At 42.8% G+C, this 17,141-nt stretch carries 18 protein-coding genes; 4 read left to right on the plus strand and 14 right to left on the minus strand.

Annotation, left to right across the window (positions count from 1 at the left end):
• Positions 1-40: 40 nt before the first annotated feature.
• The 9 genes from AC1DO4_RS07855 to kdpF form a co-directional block, all read right to left on the minus strand.
• Positions 41-454 (minus strand): arsenate reductase ArsC, encoded by a 414-nt coding sequence (locus AC1DO4_RS07855; RefSeq protein WP_477414558.1) that lies wholly within the window; start codon positions 452-454, stop codon positions 41-43.
• 1 nt (position 455) lies between these two features.
• Positions 456-887 carry an arsenic resistance N-acetyltransferase ArsN2 gene (arsN2, locus tag AC1DO4_RS07860; RefSeq protein ID WP_477414560.1) on the minus strand — a complete coding sequence of 144 codons (432 nt, stop codon included), beginning with the start codon at positions 885-887 and terminating at the stop codon, positions 456-458.
• Between the two features lie 11 nt (positions 888-898).
• Entirely contained in the window at positions 899-1,462 is a 564-nt protein-coding gene (locus AC1DO4_RS07865; RefSeq protein ID WP_477414562.1) for a DUF6428 family protein, read from the minus strand.
• Between the two features lie 895 nt (positions 1,463-2,357).
• Positions 2,358-4,067: a HAMP domain-containing sensor histidine kinase gene (locus AC1DO4_RS07870; protein WP_477414564.1), complete on the minus strand. Its 1,710-nt coding sequence runs from the start codon at positions 4,065-4,067 to the stop codon at positions 2,358-2,360.
• A gap of 2 nt (positions 4,068-4,069) precedes the next feature.
• A complete protein-coding gene (locus AC1DO4_RS07875) occupies positions 4,070-5,200 on the minus strand; it encodes a sensor protein KdpD (RefSeq protein ID WP_477414566.1) in 1,131 nt (376 codons plus the stop codon).
• Positions 5,201-5,552: 352 nt separating this feature from the next.
• Positions 5,553-6,122, minus strand: a complete 570-nt coding sequence (locus AC1DO4_RS07880) for a K(+)-transporting ATPase subunit C (RefSeq protein WP_477414568.1) — start codon at positions 6,120-6,122, stop codon at positions 5,553-5,555.
• Positions 6,123-6,237: 115 nt separating this feature from the next.
• On the minus strand, positions 6,238-8,265 hold the full coding sequence (kdpB, locus tag AC1DO4_RS07885; RefSeq protein ID WP_477414570.1) for a potassium-transporting ATPase subunit KdpB: 2,028 nt from the start codon (positions 8,263-8,265) through the stop codon (positions 6,238-6,240).
• Between the two features lie 2 nt (positions 8,266-8,267).
• A complete protein-coding gene (gene kdpA / locus AC1DO4_RS07890; RefSeq protein ID WP_477414572.1) occupies positions 8,268-9,983 on the minus strand; it encodes a potassium-transporting ATPase subunit KdpA in 1,716 nt (571 codons plus the stop codon).
• 11 nt (positions 9,984-9,994) lie between these two features.
• Positions 9,995-10,072, minus strand: a complete 78-nt coding sequence (kdpF, locus tag AC1DO4_RS07895) for a K(+)-transporting ATPase subunit F (RefSeq protein ID WP_169611101.1) — start codon at positions 10,070-10,072, stop codon at positions 9,995-9,997.
• 387 nt (positions 10,073-10,459) lie between these two features.
• On the opposite strand from kdpF, the gene AC1DO4_RS07900 reads away from it, so the two are divergent.
• Complete coding sequence (locus AC1DO4_RS07900; protein WP_477414574.1) at positions 10,460-10,978, plus strand: hypothetical protein; 519 nt, start codon at positions 10,460-10,462, stop codon at positions 10,976-10,978.
• Positions 10,979-10,993: 15 nt separating this feature from the next.
• On the opposite strand, the gene AC1DO4_RS07905 is transcribed toward AC1DO4_RS07900, so the two are convergent.
• The 5 genes from AC1DO4_RS07905 to AC1DO4_RS07925 all read right to left on the minus strand — a co-directional run bounded on the left by AC1DO4_RS07905 (position 10,994) and on the right by AC1DO4_RS07925 (position 14,298).
• Complete coding sequence (locus tag AC1DO4_RS07905) at positions 10,994-12,340, minus strand: sigma-54-dependent transcriptional regulator (protein WP_477414576.1); 1,347 nt, start codon at positions 12,338-12,340, stop codon at positions 10,994-10,996.
• 87 nt (positions 12,341-12,427) lie between these two features.
• Positions 12,428-12,631: a YqaE/Pmp3 family membrane protein gene (locus AC1DO4_RS07910; RefSeq protein WP_477414578.1), complete on the minus strand. Its 204-nt coding sequence runs from the start codon at positions 12,629-12,631 to the stop codon at positions 12,428-12,430.
• A 60-nt stretch (positions 12,632-12,691) separates the two neighbouring features.
• Positions 12,692-13,231: an acyl-CoA thioesterase gene (locus AC1DO4_RS07915; RefSeq protein WP_477414580.1), complete on the minus strand. Its 540-nt coding sequence runs from the start codon at positions 13,229-13,231 to the stop codon at positions 12,692-12,694.
• A gap of 144 nt (positions 13,232-13,375) precedes the next feature.
• Positions 13,376-13,747: a DoxX family protein gene (locus AC1DO4_RS07920; RefSeq protein ID WP_477414582.1), complete on the minus strand. Its 372-nt coding sequence runs from the start codon at positions 13,745-13,747 to the stop codon at positions 13,376-13,378.
• Positions 13,748-13,821: 74 nt separating this feature from the next.
• Positions 13,822-14,298 carry a hypothetical protein gene (locus AC1DO4_RS07925; RefSeq protein WP_477414584.1) on the minus strand — a complete coding sequence of 159 codons (477 nt, stop codon included), beginning with the start codon at positions 14,296-14,298 and terminating at the stop codon, positions 13,822-13,824.
• 93 nt (positions 14,299-14,391) lie between these two features.
• On the opposite strand from AC1DO4_RS07925, the gene AC1DO4_RS07930 reads away from it, so the two are divergent.
• The 3 genes from AC1DO4_RS07930 (at position 14,392) to AC1DO4_RS07940 (ending at position 17,084) form a co-directional block, all read left to right on the plus strand.
• On the plus strand, positions 14,392-15,039 hold the full coding sequence (locus tag AC1DO4_RS07930; protein WP_477414586.1) for a MarR family winged helix-turn-helix transcriptional regulator: 648 nt from the start codon (positions 14,392-14,394) through the stop codon (positions 15,037-15,039).
• Positions 15,040-15,253: 214 nt separating this feature from the next.
• Positions 15,254-15,526: a DUF4242 domain-containing protein gene (locus AC1DO4_RS07935; RefSeq protein WP_477414588.1), complete on the plus strand. Its 273-nt coding sequence runs from the start codon at positions 15,254-15,256 to the stop codon at positions 15,524-15,526.
• Positions 15,527-16,430: 904 nt separating this feature from the next.
• Positions 16,431-17,084: an LpxL/LpxP family acyltransferase gene (locus AC1DO4_RS07940; protein WP_477414590.1), complete on the plus strand. Its 654-nt coding sequence runs from the start codon at positions 16,431-16,433 to the stop codon at positions 17,082-17,084.
• Positions 17,085-17,141 lie beyond the last annotated feature (57 nt).

Genomic DNA, 17,141 nt, shown 5'->3' on the forward strand with positions numbered 1-17,141 from the left:
AGCAATATTACGATAAAGCACTTAATAATCAAACCCCGGTTTAAACGTGCTGCTGTATAAAATCGATAGAAAATACTTTGATCATATCCCTTACCCGCCTAAACTCGTCCATCACTTCCTCTTCAGTTCCGGTAGCTTTAGCCGGGTCGGGAAAGTTTTGGTGAAAACGTAAGGCTTTGGATGGAAAGTAGGGGCAATTCTCTTTGGCGTTATCACAAACAGTAATAATATAATCAAAAGGGATCTCCATATATTCATCCACATTATTTGATGTGTGTTGCGAGATATCTATGTGATCTTCGGCCATTATTTTGATGGCTTTTGGGTTAACGCCGTGTGTCTCCACTCCGGCGCTATAGATTTCGGCCTTATCCCCGGCAAAATATTGCAAATAGCCGTGAGCTATCTGGCTGCGGCAACTATTGCCGGTACATAATACTAATATTCTTTTCATTTCAATTTATTTCTTTTTTCATTACGATGGCCGATACAGGGCATACATGGCTAAACTCAGATGATTGCTTTACCTCTTCGGGTATGTCTCCGCGCAAAATTGTTGTATAACCTTTGCGGCTAAAATATTCAGATGCGGTTTCTGTAAGCAGGCAAATAACTTTAAGCTTATTTAACAGGGCCATACTTTCCACCTCCTGCAGTAACTTATCTGCAATGCCCTGGTTACGAAATTCCGGTTTAACCGCTACTGAACGGAGCAAAGCATTTGTACCATAAATTTCAAAACCTGCTACGCCTATTACCTGGCCGATATCGTCTACAGCTGCCAAAAAGTTATTCAACAACAGCGGAAGATCATCAACAGGAAGCTTAGCAGAGCTAAGCAATTGCATTATACCATCCCTGTAGTTTTCGGCATTTTTTATTAACATGGTATTCTTTTTTAGCAGCAACCACCGCCAGGTGTACAGCATTCGGCAGCAACAGCCAGGTTTTTTAATTCAACTTTTGGTTTTATTACAGCCGGTGCGCAGCACTCTTCGCCGGTAGCAGTGGTACCACAACTGCCGCCGCGTTCAATTGCCTTGCACTGCACAGTATCGGGCCGAAGATCAACAATTAGGTTACCACCCTCGGCAACTACCTGGTTGGGATACATTTGGCGGGTATCAAAGTCCGAATTGCCAAACTCAATTTTAACCTTTGCCAGGGGATTTAAAGGTAATGTTTTCTCAACCAATTCAATGATGGATAAAGCCTTACCAACCTGCATTGACCTTTCCTGCTGTTGATTCACAGGTTCCCAAAGCTGAACAATAATTTCTGTCCAGCTGTTCATTTTACCCCCGCAATCAACTGATGTGATGGGTGCCTGTTTAATTTCGGTGATGTGGTACGATGCATCTACCCACTTGTTTTCGGCATACTGAAATTGCAGATCCAGTTGCGGATGGGCAAGCAATTGCTCTTTAAATTCCATCCAATTTATAGCTTCCTGATTTTTCATAATACAAGCATTAAATTATATATTGCAATATTACGATAAATAGTTTAAAAACGAATAAATTTAAAAAAACTTTAATTGCGGGTTGGAAAGTCCGGGGACTATGAAGGGGGGAATGACGTATATCGCATGGCGGCGAGTCGACTCACCCCGACGAGGCTACGCCCGTCTGCCCCTCTCTCCGACTGCGTCGCATAGAGGGGCAAAAATAAAAAAAAGAGCTTCACCCTCTTTGCGGCGTAAGCCGGAGAGAGGGTCGGCCAGCGCAGCGTAGCCGGGGTGAGTCGGTGCCAGCGTTCAAACAAATGTTTATATAAATCCGTATACGTCATGGGTAGCCTGTCGAAGCATAGCGGGCAAAGGCCTCTCCGCACGAGTCTTCGACATGCTCAGACTGACAGGCCTTCACACCTGAAAATCGAATACGTTACAGGCAAAACGGTTTTAAGCTGTTGATTATCAGTGTATATTTTTACACATAGCTCTATAAATCGTTATTGCGAGTATCCACCAGGATAATCCTGGAAAAAATGGGGATGACGTGTTGGGTTTAGGGCCTCACAGCACCCATGTCATTGCGCAGCGCAGCAATCGCGAACTGTGCAGGTCCGCTCTGTATAGCATGCGATTGCTTCGTGCCTCGCAATGACTTAGAATATATTAAAAAATAGTACTGATAATCAGTAGTTTGCAAACACGCCATTATAAGTTACGAGGCAATCCACGAATTACAGAGTAGCTTTGCAAATCCGATCTGTATTTTGGGGATTGCTTCGTCGTACCTCCTCGCAATGACGATCATGAGGTGATTGTGGTATCCATACATGTCATTACTGTTTTTTCCAGCTCGGCTGATGATTACTTGTGACGGTACGTTTTTTTATTTTCATACAGCCTCTTACACCGCCCTCTTCAGCGTAAAGGCAAACCTGCTGCCTGCTCCTATTTCACTATCAACGCCTATGTGGCCAGATTGTGCTTCAATAAAATCCTTGGCTATTGCAAGGCCCAAACCGGTTCCGGTTTGGTCGGCAGTTGCGTTGGGAACCTTAAAATAGCGTTCAAAAAGGCGCGACAGGTATTGCTCCTCTATACCTTTACCATGATCGGTTACAGAAAATTCTATCTCGTCGTTCTTGTATTTTTTAACCACTAGCTCCACTACCGATTTTTCGTGACTGTATTTTATAGCGTTTGATAACAGGTTGATAAGCACCCAGGTAGTTTTATCCAGGTCGGCATGCACTTCGGGCAGGCTGTCATCGCATTTTACCTTAATAGCAACCTGCTTTTGATCGGCAGTAAATTTAATTGCCTTTACCGCATAGTCCACTATATTTTTAGGATGGGTGCTGCCAAAGTTAAGCTGTAGTTTTCCGGTTTCTACCTGTGCCATATCCAGCAGTTCGCCGGTAATTTGTAACAGGCGGCGGGCATCGTCATCAATATTTTCCAGCAGTTGCCGCTGCTCGGTATTCACGTTACCTATGCGATCATCTTCCAGCAGTTTCAGGCTCATTTTTATAGATGATATAGGCGTTTTTAATTCATGCGATATCGTAGCTATAAAGTTGGTTTTAGCCTCATCCAGTTGCTGGTATTCGGTAATGTTTTTCAGGATGATCACCTTCCCTATCACTTTATTTTTGCTGCTAACCGATAACGACTCGCGTGAGTAAAAACTTTCGCGGTTATCGGCAAATATCTTAAGCCGGGGTTGCTCGTTTACTAAAAGGTTGCGCAGCAGGTCATTCTCTAAAGCTACATCCGGAGCATAACGGCCGGTAAGCTGCTCGGTACTCATACCTATTAATGAGCAGGCTACCTCGTTGGCAAATATGATGATCATCTTTTCATCTAACCCTACAATGGCATCATGCATGGAATTAATGATGGTTTCAATCCGCTTTTTCTCGAACAAAATGCTGGCCAGGTTGCTGTTTTCATACTCATCCAGCTTTTTGGTCATGTTGTTAAAGGCCTGGCCAAGCTCACCAAATTCGTCATCCGACTGGAAATCTATCTGCTGATGGTAATTGCGGTTTGATATTTCTTTTATCTTTTCTGTTAATTCTTTTAGGGGGTTTGCAATATATCCGGGGAAGTTCACCGCAAAAGTAAATGCAATGGTGAATAACAGTACGGCGCAAAAGGCAACCAATATATTGGCTCTTTTGGCGGTATTAGCTGCAACAGAATTTTTATGAGCAATGGCATCCATATTTAAATGCATTATGCCATAAATTAGCCGCCGTGCCTGCGCCCGTGCCTCAATTTGCGCACCAGCAACACCAGGCAGTTTAATATCCCGGTAAACAGCGGTTAATGAGTCGGTTAATTTCCCCTCGCCTTTCTCTGTAATGTTATGCTGCTGCCTGTAAAGGTTATCATCAATTACAGCAATTTGCTTAGCCGAAAGCGGGCCATCACCGGCATCTATTTCGTTCAGGATATTTTGTGTGTATTGCAGGGTTTTGTAGTTATCCTTCAATATCACCCCGGCATCAGCCGAAAGACGGTTAAGGAAATATACTGATAAGCCGCAGCAGATGAGCGCCAGTACAAACAAAAAGCCAATGCCAGTACGGAGTTTATTTTTAATAGTCATTGTTATGATAGTATTACAAGGTCAATATCTGTTTTAGACATTTTATTTAATAACTGGGTAAACACAGCTGTTTTCATGATCAGCTGGTAAAACTTAAACCGTGGCTTACCAATACAAATAGTAGTGATGTCATATTTTTCGGCAGTTTCCCATATGGTTTGAGCTATCCGGTCGCTTTTTACTTTGAGCACCTGGCCGCCTAACTGGGTAGCCAGTTTCATGTTATTAATCAAATGGCGCTGCGATGCCAGGTTTATCTTATCGCTGCTTTCCCCTGAAGTTTGCACATACAAAACAAAAAACTTTGATCGGTAATATGATGATAACCTTGCGGTTTTACGTATAATTATTTTTGCCGATGCGTCATTCGTGCTGATGCAGGCTAAAAAAATCTCGGGCCGCAATTTAATGTTCCTGGGGATCTCAATATCAATTTTACGCTCCACCTGGTGGGCTACTTCCCTTAGTGCCAATTCGCGCAGCTGCAGGATCCTATCCGACTGGAAAAAATTATTAAGCGCCAGGGGTACCTTTTTTTCGTCATAAATCTTACCCTCTTTTAAACGGTCTATCAGTTCATCGGCGGTAAGGTCGATATTCACTACCTCATCTGCCAACTGCAAAACCTTATCGGGGATGCGCTCGTTAATGGCTGTGCCGGTTATGCGTTCTACCTCCTCGTTAAGGCTCTCCATATGCTGGATGTTTACCGCGCTGATTACATTGATACCGGCGTTCAGGATCTCCATTACATCCTGCCAGCGTTTTTCGTTACTGCTGCCTTCAATATTGGTATGCGCCAGTTCATCAACCAAAACCACTTCGGGGCGCAAACTGATAATGGCCTTCAGATCCATTTCTTCCAGCTCCTTACCCTTGTAAAAAAGTTTACGGCGTGGAATTACCGGCAAGCCTTCCAGCTGCGCTACGGTTTCCTTACGGTTATGGGTTTCAATATAGCCTATTTTAACATCAATACCATTGCGCATCAATGCCTGGGCTTCCAGCAGCATACGGTAGGTTTTACCCACACCGGCACTCATGCCAATGTAAACCTTGAACTTGCCCCGCCTCGACCGTTTTATCAGTTCCAGGAAATGCTCAACCGATTGCTCTTTACTTTCTTCGCTCATTGCTTTATGAATTATTTTTCAAATTCATTAGTTTTATTATGTGTATAAATGTAATAAAAGGAGACCCCTGACAGGTCCCCTTTTTACGTATGAACGTTCATGCTAACCAAACTTATAATTAACAACCAAAATTAATTATAAAACAATCCATACATGTCTTTATCAGAAGGCATACACCGCAGCCATCACAAATTCATATTCACGCGTCATTGCGAGGTGTGAAGCAATCCCCGCCTTACAGAGTAGCTTTGCAAACCCGATCTGCATAGTAGGGGATTGCTTCGTACCTCGCAATGACGGCCTGTTTTTTTATTTTGTCCCCCCAATTTAAAGTCTCCCCTTCAGGGGAGATTTAGAGGGGCTTCAATTCATCCAAAGCCACATTCAGTTTCAGCACGTTTACTTTAGCCGGACCGAATACACCCAATAAAGGTTTTTCGGTATGGGCATCAACCAATTTGGTTAACGCATCCGCAGATAGACCACGTACTTTTGCAATGCGGGCTACCTGTACCTGCGCTCCTGCCGGAGAAAGGTCCGGGTCCAAGCCGCTACCTGATGCGGTAACCAGTTCGGCAGGGATCTGCGCACGGGTTACACCGGGGTTATGTTTTAAAAAATCCTGGATCCTGCCCTCAACCTGTTTCAAATAATCGGGGTTTGAAGGGCCTTTGTTTGAACCACCTGAACCGGCAGCATTGTAATCAACTGCCGACGGGCGGCTCCAGAAGTATTCGTCCTTAGTAAATTTTTGCCCTTCGTTGGCATAACCAACCACGCGGCCCTTGTAACTTATGGTCTCCCCGTCGCCATGACCGGGGGTTAATTTGCCTACACCGGCTATAGCTAATGGATAAATTCCGGCTGTTATTACTATCAGTATGATAGTTAACTTAATAGATGGCAACAAATATGTTTTCATTTTCTTTTTTATTAGATATGAGATTTGAGATATGAGACGTGAGATTTTTGGATACGGGATTTTTGACGCTTCACTTTTTTGTCTCAAATCTCATATCTAATATCTCACATCTGCTCTAAATAAATACGCCTACTGCAAGGTCAATCAGTTTTATACCGATAAATGGTATCAGTACGCCGCCAAGGCCATAGATCAACAGGTTACGGCGCAATAATGCGCTGGCGCCAATCGGTTTATATTCTACTCCCCTTAAGGCTAATGGTATCAGCATCGGGATAATAATAGCGTTAAATATTACTGCCGATAATATCGCCGATTCCGGGCTATGCAAGGCCATGATGTTAAGCGCCCTTAACGATGGTATAGATACCATAAATAAAGCCGGCACAATAGCAAAGTACTTGGCCACATCATTGGCGATAGAGAATGTAGTGAGGGTACCACGGGTCATCAGCAATTGCTTACCTATTTCCACAATCTCTATCAGCTTGGTTGGGTCGTTATCCAGATCCACCATATTACCGGCTTCTTTGGCTGCCTGGGTACCGCTGTTCATGGCCACGCCAACGTCGGCCTGGGCCAATGCAGGTGCATCATTTGTACCATCGCCCATCATAGCTACCAGCTTACCACCTTGCTGCTCTGCCTTAATGTAGTTCATTTTATCCTCTGGCTTAGCCTCGGCAATAAAATCGTCTACACCGGCTTTCTCGGCAATAAATTTGGCTGTTAAAGGGTTATCACCGGTAACCATTACGGTTTTAACACCCATTTTACGCAAGCGGTCGAAACGCTCGGCAATGCCGGGTTTAATAATGTCCTGTAATTCAATTACACCCACTATCTTTTCGTTTTGTGATACTACCAGCGGTGTACCGCCATTTGAGGAGATCTTTTTAACGTTATCCTCAACCTCGGTTGGGAATGCATGACCAGCCTTAAGCGCAATATTGCGGATAGAATCAAAAGCGCCTTTACGGATGCGTAAGCCTTCGGGCGTATCCAAACCGCTCGACCGTGTTTCGGCAGTAAATTTTATAAATACCGAGTTTTTAGGGGCAGTTACAGATGGCACCGATTTATCAAGGCTTGCCAGTTCAACAATCGATTTACCTTCGGGGGTTTCATCAGCCAGTGAACTCAATACACAGGCGGTAACAAAATCGGCCGGTTTTACACCTGTTGCTGGGTAAAAGTTGGTAGCCTTACGGTTACCAATGGTGATGGTACCTGTTTTATCTAATAACAGCGTATCCAAATCGCCTGCAGTTTCAACAGCTTTACCCGATTTGGTGATTACGTTGGCACGCAGCGCCCTATCCATCCCGGCAATACCGATGGCCGATAACAGGCCACCGATAGTGGTAGGGATCAAACAAACAAACAACGATATAAAAGCAGCTATAGTTATAGGGGTATTGGAATAATCGCCAAATGGTTTCAGGGTAACGCATACAATAACGAAGATGAGCGTAAAGCCTGATAACAGAATGGTAAGCGCTATCTCGTTTGGTGTTTTCTGACGCGATGCACCTTCTACCAGAGCTATCATCTTATCCAGGAAGCTTTCGCCTGGCTGGGTAGTTACCATTACCTTTATCCTGTCGGATAATACTTTGGTACCGCCTGTTACTGATGATTTATCACCACCAGATTCGCGGATCACCGGTGCAGACTCGCCTGTGATAGCAGATTCATCTATAGTAGCAATACCTTCAATGATCTCACCATCAGTAGGGATGTTATCGCCTGTTTCGCAGATAAATACGTCACCTTTTTTTAATTGAGATGACATTACTCTTGTCTCTTTACCGTTAACCAATAAACGGGCGGGTGTTTCTTCACGGGTTTTCCTCAAACTTTCGGCTTGTGCTTTACCGCGAGCTTCGGCAATGGCCTCGGCAAAGTTGGCAAACAAAACGGTGAGCAACAGCACCAAAAACACGGTGAAGTTATAGGCAAAACTGCCCTGGCCTTTATTTGCAAAAGAGAATATAGAAACAATAAGCATTACTGCGGTACCTATTTCGACGGTAAACATAACCGGGTTACGGAACAGTATGCGTGGGTTTAGTTTGATGAAGGATTGTTTAAAAGCCTCCTTCATCTGATCGCCCTGGAATAATGTATTTGAGGTTTTCATGATTATTTAAGTGAAAAGTGTTCGGCAATTGGACCTAAAGCCAGTGCGGGGAAGAATGAAAGGGCGGCTATAATAACAATCACCGCGAAGATCATTAATCCAAAAGTTGAAGTATCGCTTTTAAGGGTTCCGGCTGATTCTGGAATGAATTTTTTGCTGGCGAGCAAACCGGCTATAGCCAGCGGACCAATTATGGGTAAAAACCTGCCCAATACCATTACTATACCTGTGGTAAAGTTCCAGAAAATGTTACCATCGCCCAAACCTTCAAAACCCGACCCGTTGTTGGCTGCTGCTGAGGTATACTCATACAACATTTCAGAAAAGCCATGGTTGCCCGGGTTGTTTAACCAGGCCGATGGTTTTACCGCCCAATCTGCACCCGGCATATGTACAACAACGTATGATGATATGGCTAAGCCAACCAATATGATGAACGGATGTAATAAAGCAATCAGCGATGCTATCTTCATTTCCCTGGCCTCAATTTTACGCCCTAAAAACTCGGGTGTTCGCCCAACCATTAATCCCGATATAAATACCGCTATAATGATGAAAATGTAAAAGTTAAGGAAACCAACGCCGCAGCCACCATAAAAGCAGTTAACCATCATACCCAGCAATTGCATAGCGCCGGATAAAGGCATAGTGCTATCATGCATGGAGTTTACAGAACCAGTGGATGTAATAGTGGTCATTACGCTCCAATATGCAGAGTTTGCAGGCCCAAACCGCACTTCTTTACCTTCCATAGCACCTGTAGGCTGGCTAATACCCATGTGAGCTATAGCCGGGTTACCGTTCAGTTCAGCGTTAATAGTTGGGATCATCAGCAGCAACATACCCAGGGTCATCACCCCAAAAATTACATAAGCGAATTTCTTTTTGTTGAGATAAAAACCCAAGGCAAATACCAAACCTATAGGGATAATAAGCTGTGCAACCAGTTCAACGGTATTGGTTAAGTAATTAGGGTTTTCTATAGGATGGGCCGAGTTGGCGCCAAACCAGCCGCCTCCGTTTGTACCCAGGTGTTTAATAGCTACCAAAGGAGCAACCGGTCCGCGGGAAACGTGAACGGTATCGCCCTGCATGCTAATGAAGGTATCTTTACCTGCATAGCTGGTGGTCATGCCGTTAAAGGCGAAGATTACAGCTATAACAAATGATATGGGTAATAAAATGCGGGTGATTGATTTTACAAAGTAATCCCAAAAGTTACCCAGTTTATCGGTCACCTTGTCTTTTAATGCCCTGTATAGTACCATGAGCGCTGCAATACCGGTAGCTGCCGATACAAAGTGCAGGAACATAAATACAAAATGCTGTGTAAAATAAGTAGCGCCGCTTTCGCCCGAGTAGTGCTGTAAGTTACAGTTAACCAAAAAGCTGATGGCTGTATTGAAAGCAGTATCGGCAGACTGGCCCGGGTTTGCATCCGGGTTAAGCGGCAAGTGGCCTTGTGCCATTAAACACACAAAAGCATAAATAAGCCAAACGCTGTTAATGGTAAGCAGGGCAAATAAATGCTGTTTCCAGTTCATTTCCTTTTTGGTATCAATGCCGCTAAAACGGAAAATGAAACGGTCGAGCGGGGCTAAAAAGTCGAGCCATGTTTTTTCGCCTTTAAAAACGCGGGCCATGTAACGGCCTAAGGGGATGGCTATTACAAGCGTGAGGAGGTAGGTAAAAATTACACCTGAAATTTCAGTGTTCATGGTTTTAATAATTAAAATTTTTCGGGTTTAAGCAGCACGTACACCATGTATATAAACACAGCTATGGCCACAATGAATAATGCGATCATGATGATTAGATTTTTTCGAAGTAATTAACTGATTTGAAGAAGATCCAGAAGATGACTATGAAAGTCACCACATAAATAATAACCTGTAAAATATCCATAGTATTCGTTTTTGCAGAAGGCTTTACCAAGGGGATGCCAACAAATAGCAAAATCAATTAAATAACTATTAATCAGTAATTTAATCGATTTCACAAACGTAACTTCGGTTTTAACAGGTAAAATATGCCTATCATTTTGATAGGCGATTATCAATGTGGAATAATGCAATGATTTATAAGTTATCCCCGGAGTGAGATTGGGGAATCAGAAGTCTTTTTTTTGAAAGGGATTTAGATAATAAACCATCCCAACTGTATCAATGCCATTTATTTATACGTAATGACCAATATGAAAACAACACTTACGCTCACCAGGATTTTCAGCCTTTTAGCTGCTGTTTTAGTACTTGCTTTTTCTGCCTGTAAAAAGGATGCCGCAAGCGGAACCATTGATATTACCGGGAAATGGGCAAAAATACAATTCCAGGGGATTGACCAATATGAGTTTAAAAATGACAATACAGTTGAATACAATATAATTGCAACAGATTCGGTTACCAAAAAAATAATAGGATACCGTTTTAGAAGTATAGGAAAATATACTGTCAAAAAGGATTCATTAACCATGTTTGATCTTGTAAATTATTCAAACTCAAAAAATAGTTATGGCCCGGCAACCGAACTTGTGCCCATTGATGGCTCCAAAACGGTTGGTTATACCGTGTCACTCAACGCGCAAAAAATAAACTTTTACTTTACTTTACCTGTCCGTTTAATGCTGATCGCATTCCTTCGCCCATTATTTATAACAAGCAGTAGCAATATACCTCGTCAAGAAAAGGTTGATACTATTGTTAAGCCGGCATGAAATTACTATGGGTATTTACTCCAACCCGTATTCCTTCAGCTTCCTGTACAATGTAGCTACCCCAATATTCAAAAGATTGGCCGCTTCGGCGCGGTTGCCGTGGGTATGGTTAAGTACGCGTTGTATGTGCAGTTTTTCAACCGATGAAAGGTCAAAGGCTGATATTGGGCTTCCTGCCTTTACCTGTTGCTGTTGAATTTCATAAGGCAGCAGGCTTTCATCAAGGGTGTTGTTATCGGTAAGTATTACAGCTCTTTCAATAATGTTTTTTAGCTCGCGGATATTGCCCGGCCAGTGGTAAGCTTCCAGTTTTGTTACAAACTCATCGCTTAGCACATTTATCTGTTTTTTAACTTTAAGGCCAAAGTACTGCATAAAGTACTCTGCCAGTAGTTTAATATCCTTTTTGCGTTCGCGCAAGGGTGGCAAGGTGATCTGGAACACCGATAGGCGGTAAAACAAATCCGACCGGAAATGGCCATCAGCTATTTCGGTTTGCAGGTTACGGTTGGTTGCGGCAAGTATGCGTACATTAACCTGCGTAGGTTTAGTATCGCCTATTTTTAAAAACTGCTGTGATTCCAGTACGCGAAGCAGCTTGGCCTGCAGGTCGTGATCAAGTTCGCCTATTTCATCTAAAAATATGGTGCCGCCGCTGGCTTCTTCAAAAAGGCCTTTTTTATCTTTTAAGGCGCCGGTAAATGAGCCGGCTTTGTGCCCAAACAGTTCACTCTCTAACAACTCCTTCGTAAAAGCGCTGCAGTTTACAGCCACAAACGATTTTGTATTGCGTTTACTGGCCTGGTGAATGGCTTCGGCGAAGATCTCTTTGCCGGTACCTGTTTCGCCTAATAACAGAACGGTGGTATCGGTTAGGGCTACCTTTTGAGCAAGCTTGATCACATCACCAATAGCGGTTGATCTGCCAATCAGCCTGTCGAAGCCAAATTTTTCATTCAGCTTGCTTTGCAGCTCTATCACAGTTTGCTGCAACAGGGCTTTATCCATTGCTTTGCTTACCAACGGAATGATCTTTTCGTTATCATCCCCCTTGGTTATGTAATCAAAGGCGCCTGCTTTAATGGCTTTAACACCATCGTTAATTGTGCCGTAGGCGGTAAGCACAATAATTTCTGTTGCGGGGTATGTTTTTTTTATGGTTTCGGTGAGGGTAATGCCATCAATATCGGGCAGCTTTACGTCACTCAATACAACGTGTATATGCTCCTGTTGTAATTTGCGCAAGCCTTCTTTACCGGTTGCTGCAGTAATTACCTCGTGCCCTTCCAGTTGCAAAATGCGGGCCATAAGGTTACGCAGACGTTCCTCGTCATCAATAATTAATAGCTTACCTTTTTGCACTGTTGATTGATTTGATTTTGTTGATGATTTTGCCTGCAAACATAACTATTTTCAAATCTTCAAATCATCAAATTCTCAAATCAGCTTTTACCACGCCCTGGCTCTTCTTGTAGCTCTCATCAATTGCCGATGCCTTCGGGCGTCATAATAATCGCTGGTAACCAATATGGAGTGAATAACCCCGGGGATCCAAAAAAACAGGGTCAAAAATATATTAAGAATAAATGCGCCTATCCTGCCGGTAGTTAATATGGCCAGAGGAGGCATTAAAAAACATAGAAAGTATCTCATGGCTAATGATTTTTTAAGCTAATATCATTTAGACCGTACCCATTACATTTTGTTACGGATTTAATCTTTGAGATTTAATGGCAGCTGCTCACCAAAGAAAAGGGCCTTTAGTTCGGTGGCATCATTAGGATGCATTTTACCACCCAGTATTAAACGCAGCTGGCGGCGGCGCAGGGCGCCTTCATATAGTGCTATTTCCTCGTCAGTTTCGGGCAATAATGCGGGTACCTGCGTTTTTTGCCCGTCGCCATCCAATGCCACAAATGTATAATAGGCCTCGTTGCTTTTTACCTTGGTGCCCGATGGGATATTTTGCGCCCATACATCCATCCTTACCTCAACCGAGGTGGTAAACGCGCGGGTAACCTTTGCTTCAATGCTAATCACGTCGCCCAGTTTTATAGGCGATTGGAATGATACATTATCCACCGAAGCTGTTACTACAATACGGTTGCTGTGTTTTTGCGCCGATATAGCGGCGGCGATATCCATCCAGTGCAGCAGGCGCCCACCCATCAGGTTGTTTAATGTATTGGTATCATTAGGTAATACCAGTTCATTCATGATGGTATATGATTCTTTGGGTGCTTTGCCTGTCATACTGATGATTTTAAGGCAAATATAGGCATTTATAGCCAGCCAAATAACAGTTGACGCCTTTCATAAGCTGGGTATTTAAGGATAGGTTAACACCTGAAACCGCAGCATAGTTAAATTTATCGGGCCATTCGACTTTACCCGCGATCATCCCATACTTTGTAGATTATTGAACATTTCCATTTTATACAAATACCGGTTTGAAAACGCCAGTATAATCAGCCAGATCAATGGCTCCAAAGCATTTACAATGGTATCGCCGCTATTGAAATGTGCAACACAGGCCGAAATCAATACAATACCAAATCCGGCGTACGCCCATTCTTTAATTTTTGCGGGGATCTGCGGAACAAGCAACACTATGATGCCGGCTATTTTGGCTATTGCAAGCTCAACTCTGAAATATTTTGGAAACCCGAGGTGTTCATAATCTGCCGAATACATTTTGTAAATGCTAAAAAGCATGATGCACGAAATGATGATAGTGGTTGTCCAGTAAATGGTCTTGTCCTTTTTCATGATATAAATTATTTGATGTTAGCAGCCAGTTACAAGCTGGCGGGGTTTGTTCGTTTTCCATATGCCGGCAATTTTTAATTGAATTTAAAAACGCTTAATATGATGATGGTTATAAAAATGGCCAGCTGGATAATATAAAAGCGGTTCAGCTTATTCCTGCTTTGCATAATTTGCGGGCTCAGCTCAAAGCCGCCATCTGTAAGTAGCTTTCTGAATTTTAGTCCGTGGCGTTTGCCCACAATTACCGCGTTGGCTACCAGGATGATTACCAAACCAAACTTAATCCTGAACCATAGTTGTTCGCCAAAAACTCCTTTTGTTAAAGCCATCATTCCAAGCCCGGTCAGGATAAGTATCGCCGCCCCTATTCCAATCAGCCTCGAAAACCTGGCTGTTACTTGCAACAAGCTGTCGGGTTTTTCTTTTCCATGGTCAAGTAAATTCCAAATGTTACTAAAAGCTATATAATCCACAAAGGTGGTTCCCGCCATCAGTACAAGGCCCATCACATGCAGGCATAATAGCGTCAATAGGTAAGTTCCGTTATTCATATTACTACTTTTTGGTTGTATTTTATTACAATATTAAACCAAAAGGTAGTTAATTGCAAATTATTGGTAACATTTTTTTATAATTGCTACCAAATGGCAGGAAATATGAATAAAACAGTTGAGCTGGTTAAACTATGGGGAGCGTTCGAGGAGCAGTATCCCGAAGGCACACTTGAAGACTTTTATCGCCTGCAGTTAACAGCCACCATCAAACAGGATTTGCCTATAGCAACCAAATGGCAGATAATGCCGGATATTAATGGTCAGCTGGTTATCCTCATCCGTAAAATCGGCAAGTTTCACGTCATGTATTCCAATAAGGCCCTGGAAGGTACCGGCTTAGACCAGATTGAAGAGTTTGGCATCCTGGTGATTATTTTTAACAAAAAGAGCCCCATTAAATCAGAGGTGATCTATGATAACCTGCTGGAACTATCCAGCGGAACCAACATGCTTATCAGGCTTAAAAAACGCGGCATGATCAGCGAATACAACGACCAGGACGACAAGCGTGTGGTACGGCTCCGGCTAACCCCAAAAGGCGAGGAAACCCTGGATAAAGCAAAAATAGAAGTTTTGAAAGTAGCAGGCATGATGGTAAATGGCTTAACCGACGACGAAAAACAATTATGCATCCAATTGCTAAACCCCATCAGCACGCGGTTTTCGTCCATCTTTCAAAAACATAAAAATGTACCTTTTGAAGAGGTTTACCGCGACATTATGAACATAGATAATTAAGTAATGAAATATACGGCTAAACCGATGCATCGCGCCTAAACACACAGCGATCCCGCACTGTGCAATCCAGGTTTCTAAATATATGCCTAACGCACTGACAACAAGGCAAAACCGACAAATTATTTTATTGATATATGATCCTTGTTTTCGTAACTTCACATAAGAAGGAACGCTCCCCCGGCGTTAAGCCTGTAAAAACCTAAAAAGCCAAATTATGCCAAAGTATGTAATTGAAAGAGAAATACCTGGAGCAGGTGAGCTTTCGCAAGAACAACTAAAAGCCATTTCACAAGCCTCATGCGGAGTATTGAGCAAGATGGGCCCGCAAATTCAATGGGTACAAAGCTATGTAACCGATAACAAGATCTATTGCATTTACATTGCCCCCAATGAGGATATGGTTAGGGAACATGCCCGGCAAGGTGGATTCCCGGCAAACTCCGTTAGTGAGGTTGGTACAATCATCGACCCGACAACTGCCGAGTAAATGAGCTTGTGATTTTACAGCTGGAACATTTCTAATCTCCCGTCAGAGGGAGCGTATTTGCTCTTGAGGTAGACGGAAATTTCTATGAGCGGCTGCAAGTGTTCCACCGTTTAGGTGCAAGCTGACACATTATTTTCAAATACCGAGGCAAGTTGTTATATATCACATAGTTAAAAAATTACACTACGACATGACTTGTCGTAGTGGTTGCTGTTTGTCTGTTCGTTCATGGAACGTTGACCTTCCTGCTAACTCCAACCAACCGGGAACTTTACACAATATGCATCCACTTCACAATATGCGTGCAATATCTAATTACGCATTCAATATCCACTGGCTATCAGTAAATTGTATCCTAATAAAAGTTAACCAACTAAACCAGCGAGGGCTTATTTGCGGGTATGAACAAACCCGGCAAAAGGCAAAAACCTTTAGGCCATGTAAATAGATCATCATTGCGAGTAACCACCAGGATAATCCTGGAAAAATGGGGATGACGTACTGGCTTTAGGGGCTAACAACAACCATGTCATTGCGATCGCAGCGCGGCAATCGCGAACTGTGCAGGTCGGCTCTGTATAGCACGCGATTGCTTCGTGCCTCGCAATGACATAGATTACATTAAAAAATAATGCTGATAATCGGCAATTTATAAACACGTCATTATAAGACACGAAGCAATCCTCTACCTACAGAGTAGCCGTGCAATCAGCTCTGCATAGTTCGGGATTGCTTCGTACCTCGCAATGACGGTGCGTTTTTTTATTTTTAAACAGCCTCTTATAATTTAATTAATATGCCTCTCAAGCCTTATATTTTAGTCCAATTCATATCTGCTTGCAGCATTTTATCATATTTAAGTGCAGGTATTCATTATTGCCTTATAACTTCCAGGGTTTTAAAAATGCCATTTTACATTTTAAACGGTAAAAGCCAATTATATAAAAACCTTAAGCAAATCTGGTACACCCGGTTTGTCAGGCGGGTTATCTCGGTATCCGTGCGAAGTCCGCTTCGCCTCACTACACTCCGTTTGGTAAATTTTAACGTCAATATCCCTCCCGATTCTGGTTGTGTTATAGCCATTTGCCATACTCCATGGAAAAGATTATTGGTGCAATGGTGCCTCGAAAATAATTTTTCGTTAATTATAGCTGGTGGTAAATGGACCAAACAAAGAGAGCGCATTCAACGACAGGCGCTGGGAATTACCGACTTGCGGTGTATAGTGAAATATTTGAACCAAAAAGGACGAATAGTTATTGCCTGCGATATTTTTAATAATTTAAGCAATTGCCCGGTTAACTTTTTAGGAAAACACCATAATGTATCGCTGCTTCCTGCCCGTTTGGCACGAATAGCAGGAGTACCATTAATTACTGCAGTACCGGTGCTTAAAAAAGGACGTATCAATTTTGATGGGGGCCCCCAATTCAATTCAAACAACCTAAATGCCGACCCTGGAGACGCAATGCAAAAAGTTGTTTTGTTTTTGGAAACCGAAATAAAAAACAACCCGAGCGTATGGCTTACAGCATATGTCAAAAATTTCGCTTAAAAACAAAAAAAGCCTCCTTTTGCAAGGAGGCCCGGTATAAATAAGTTTATAAATATG

Source organism: Mucilaginibacter sp. P5_A6 (assembly GCF_056400585.1).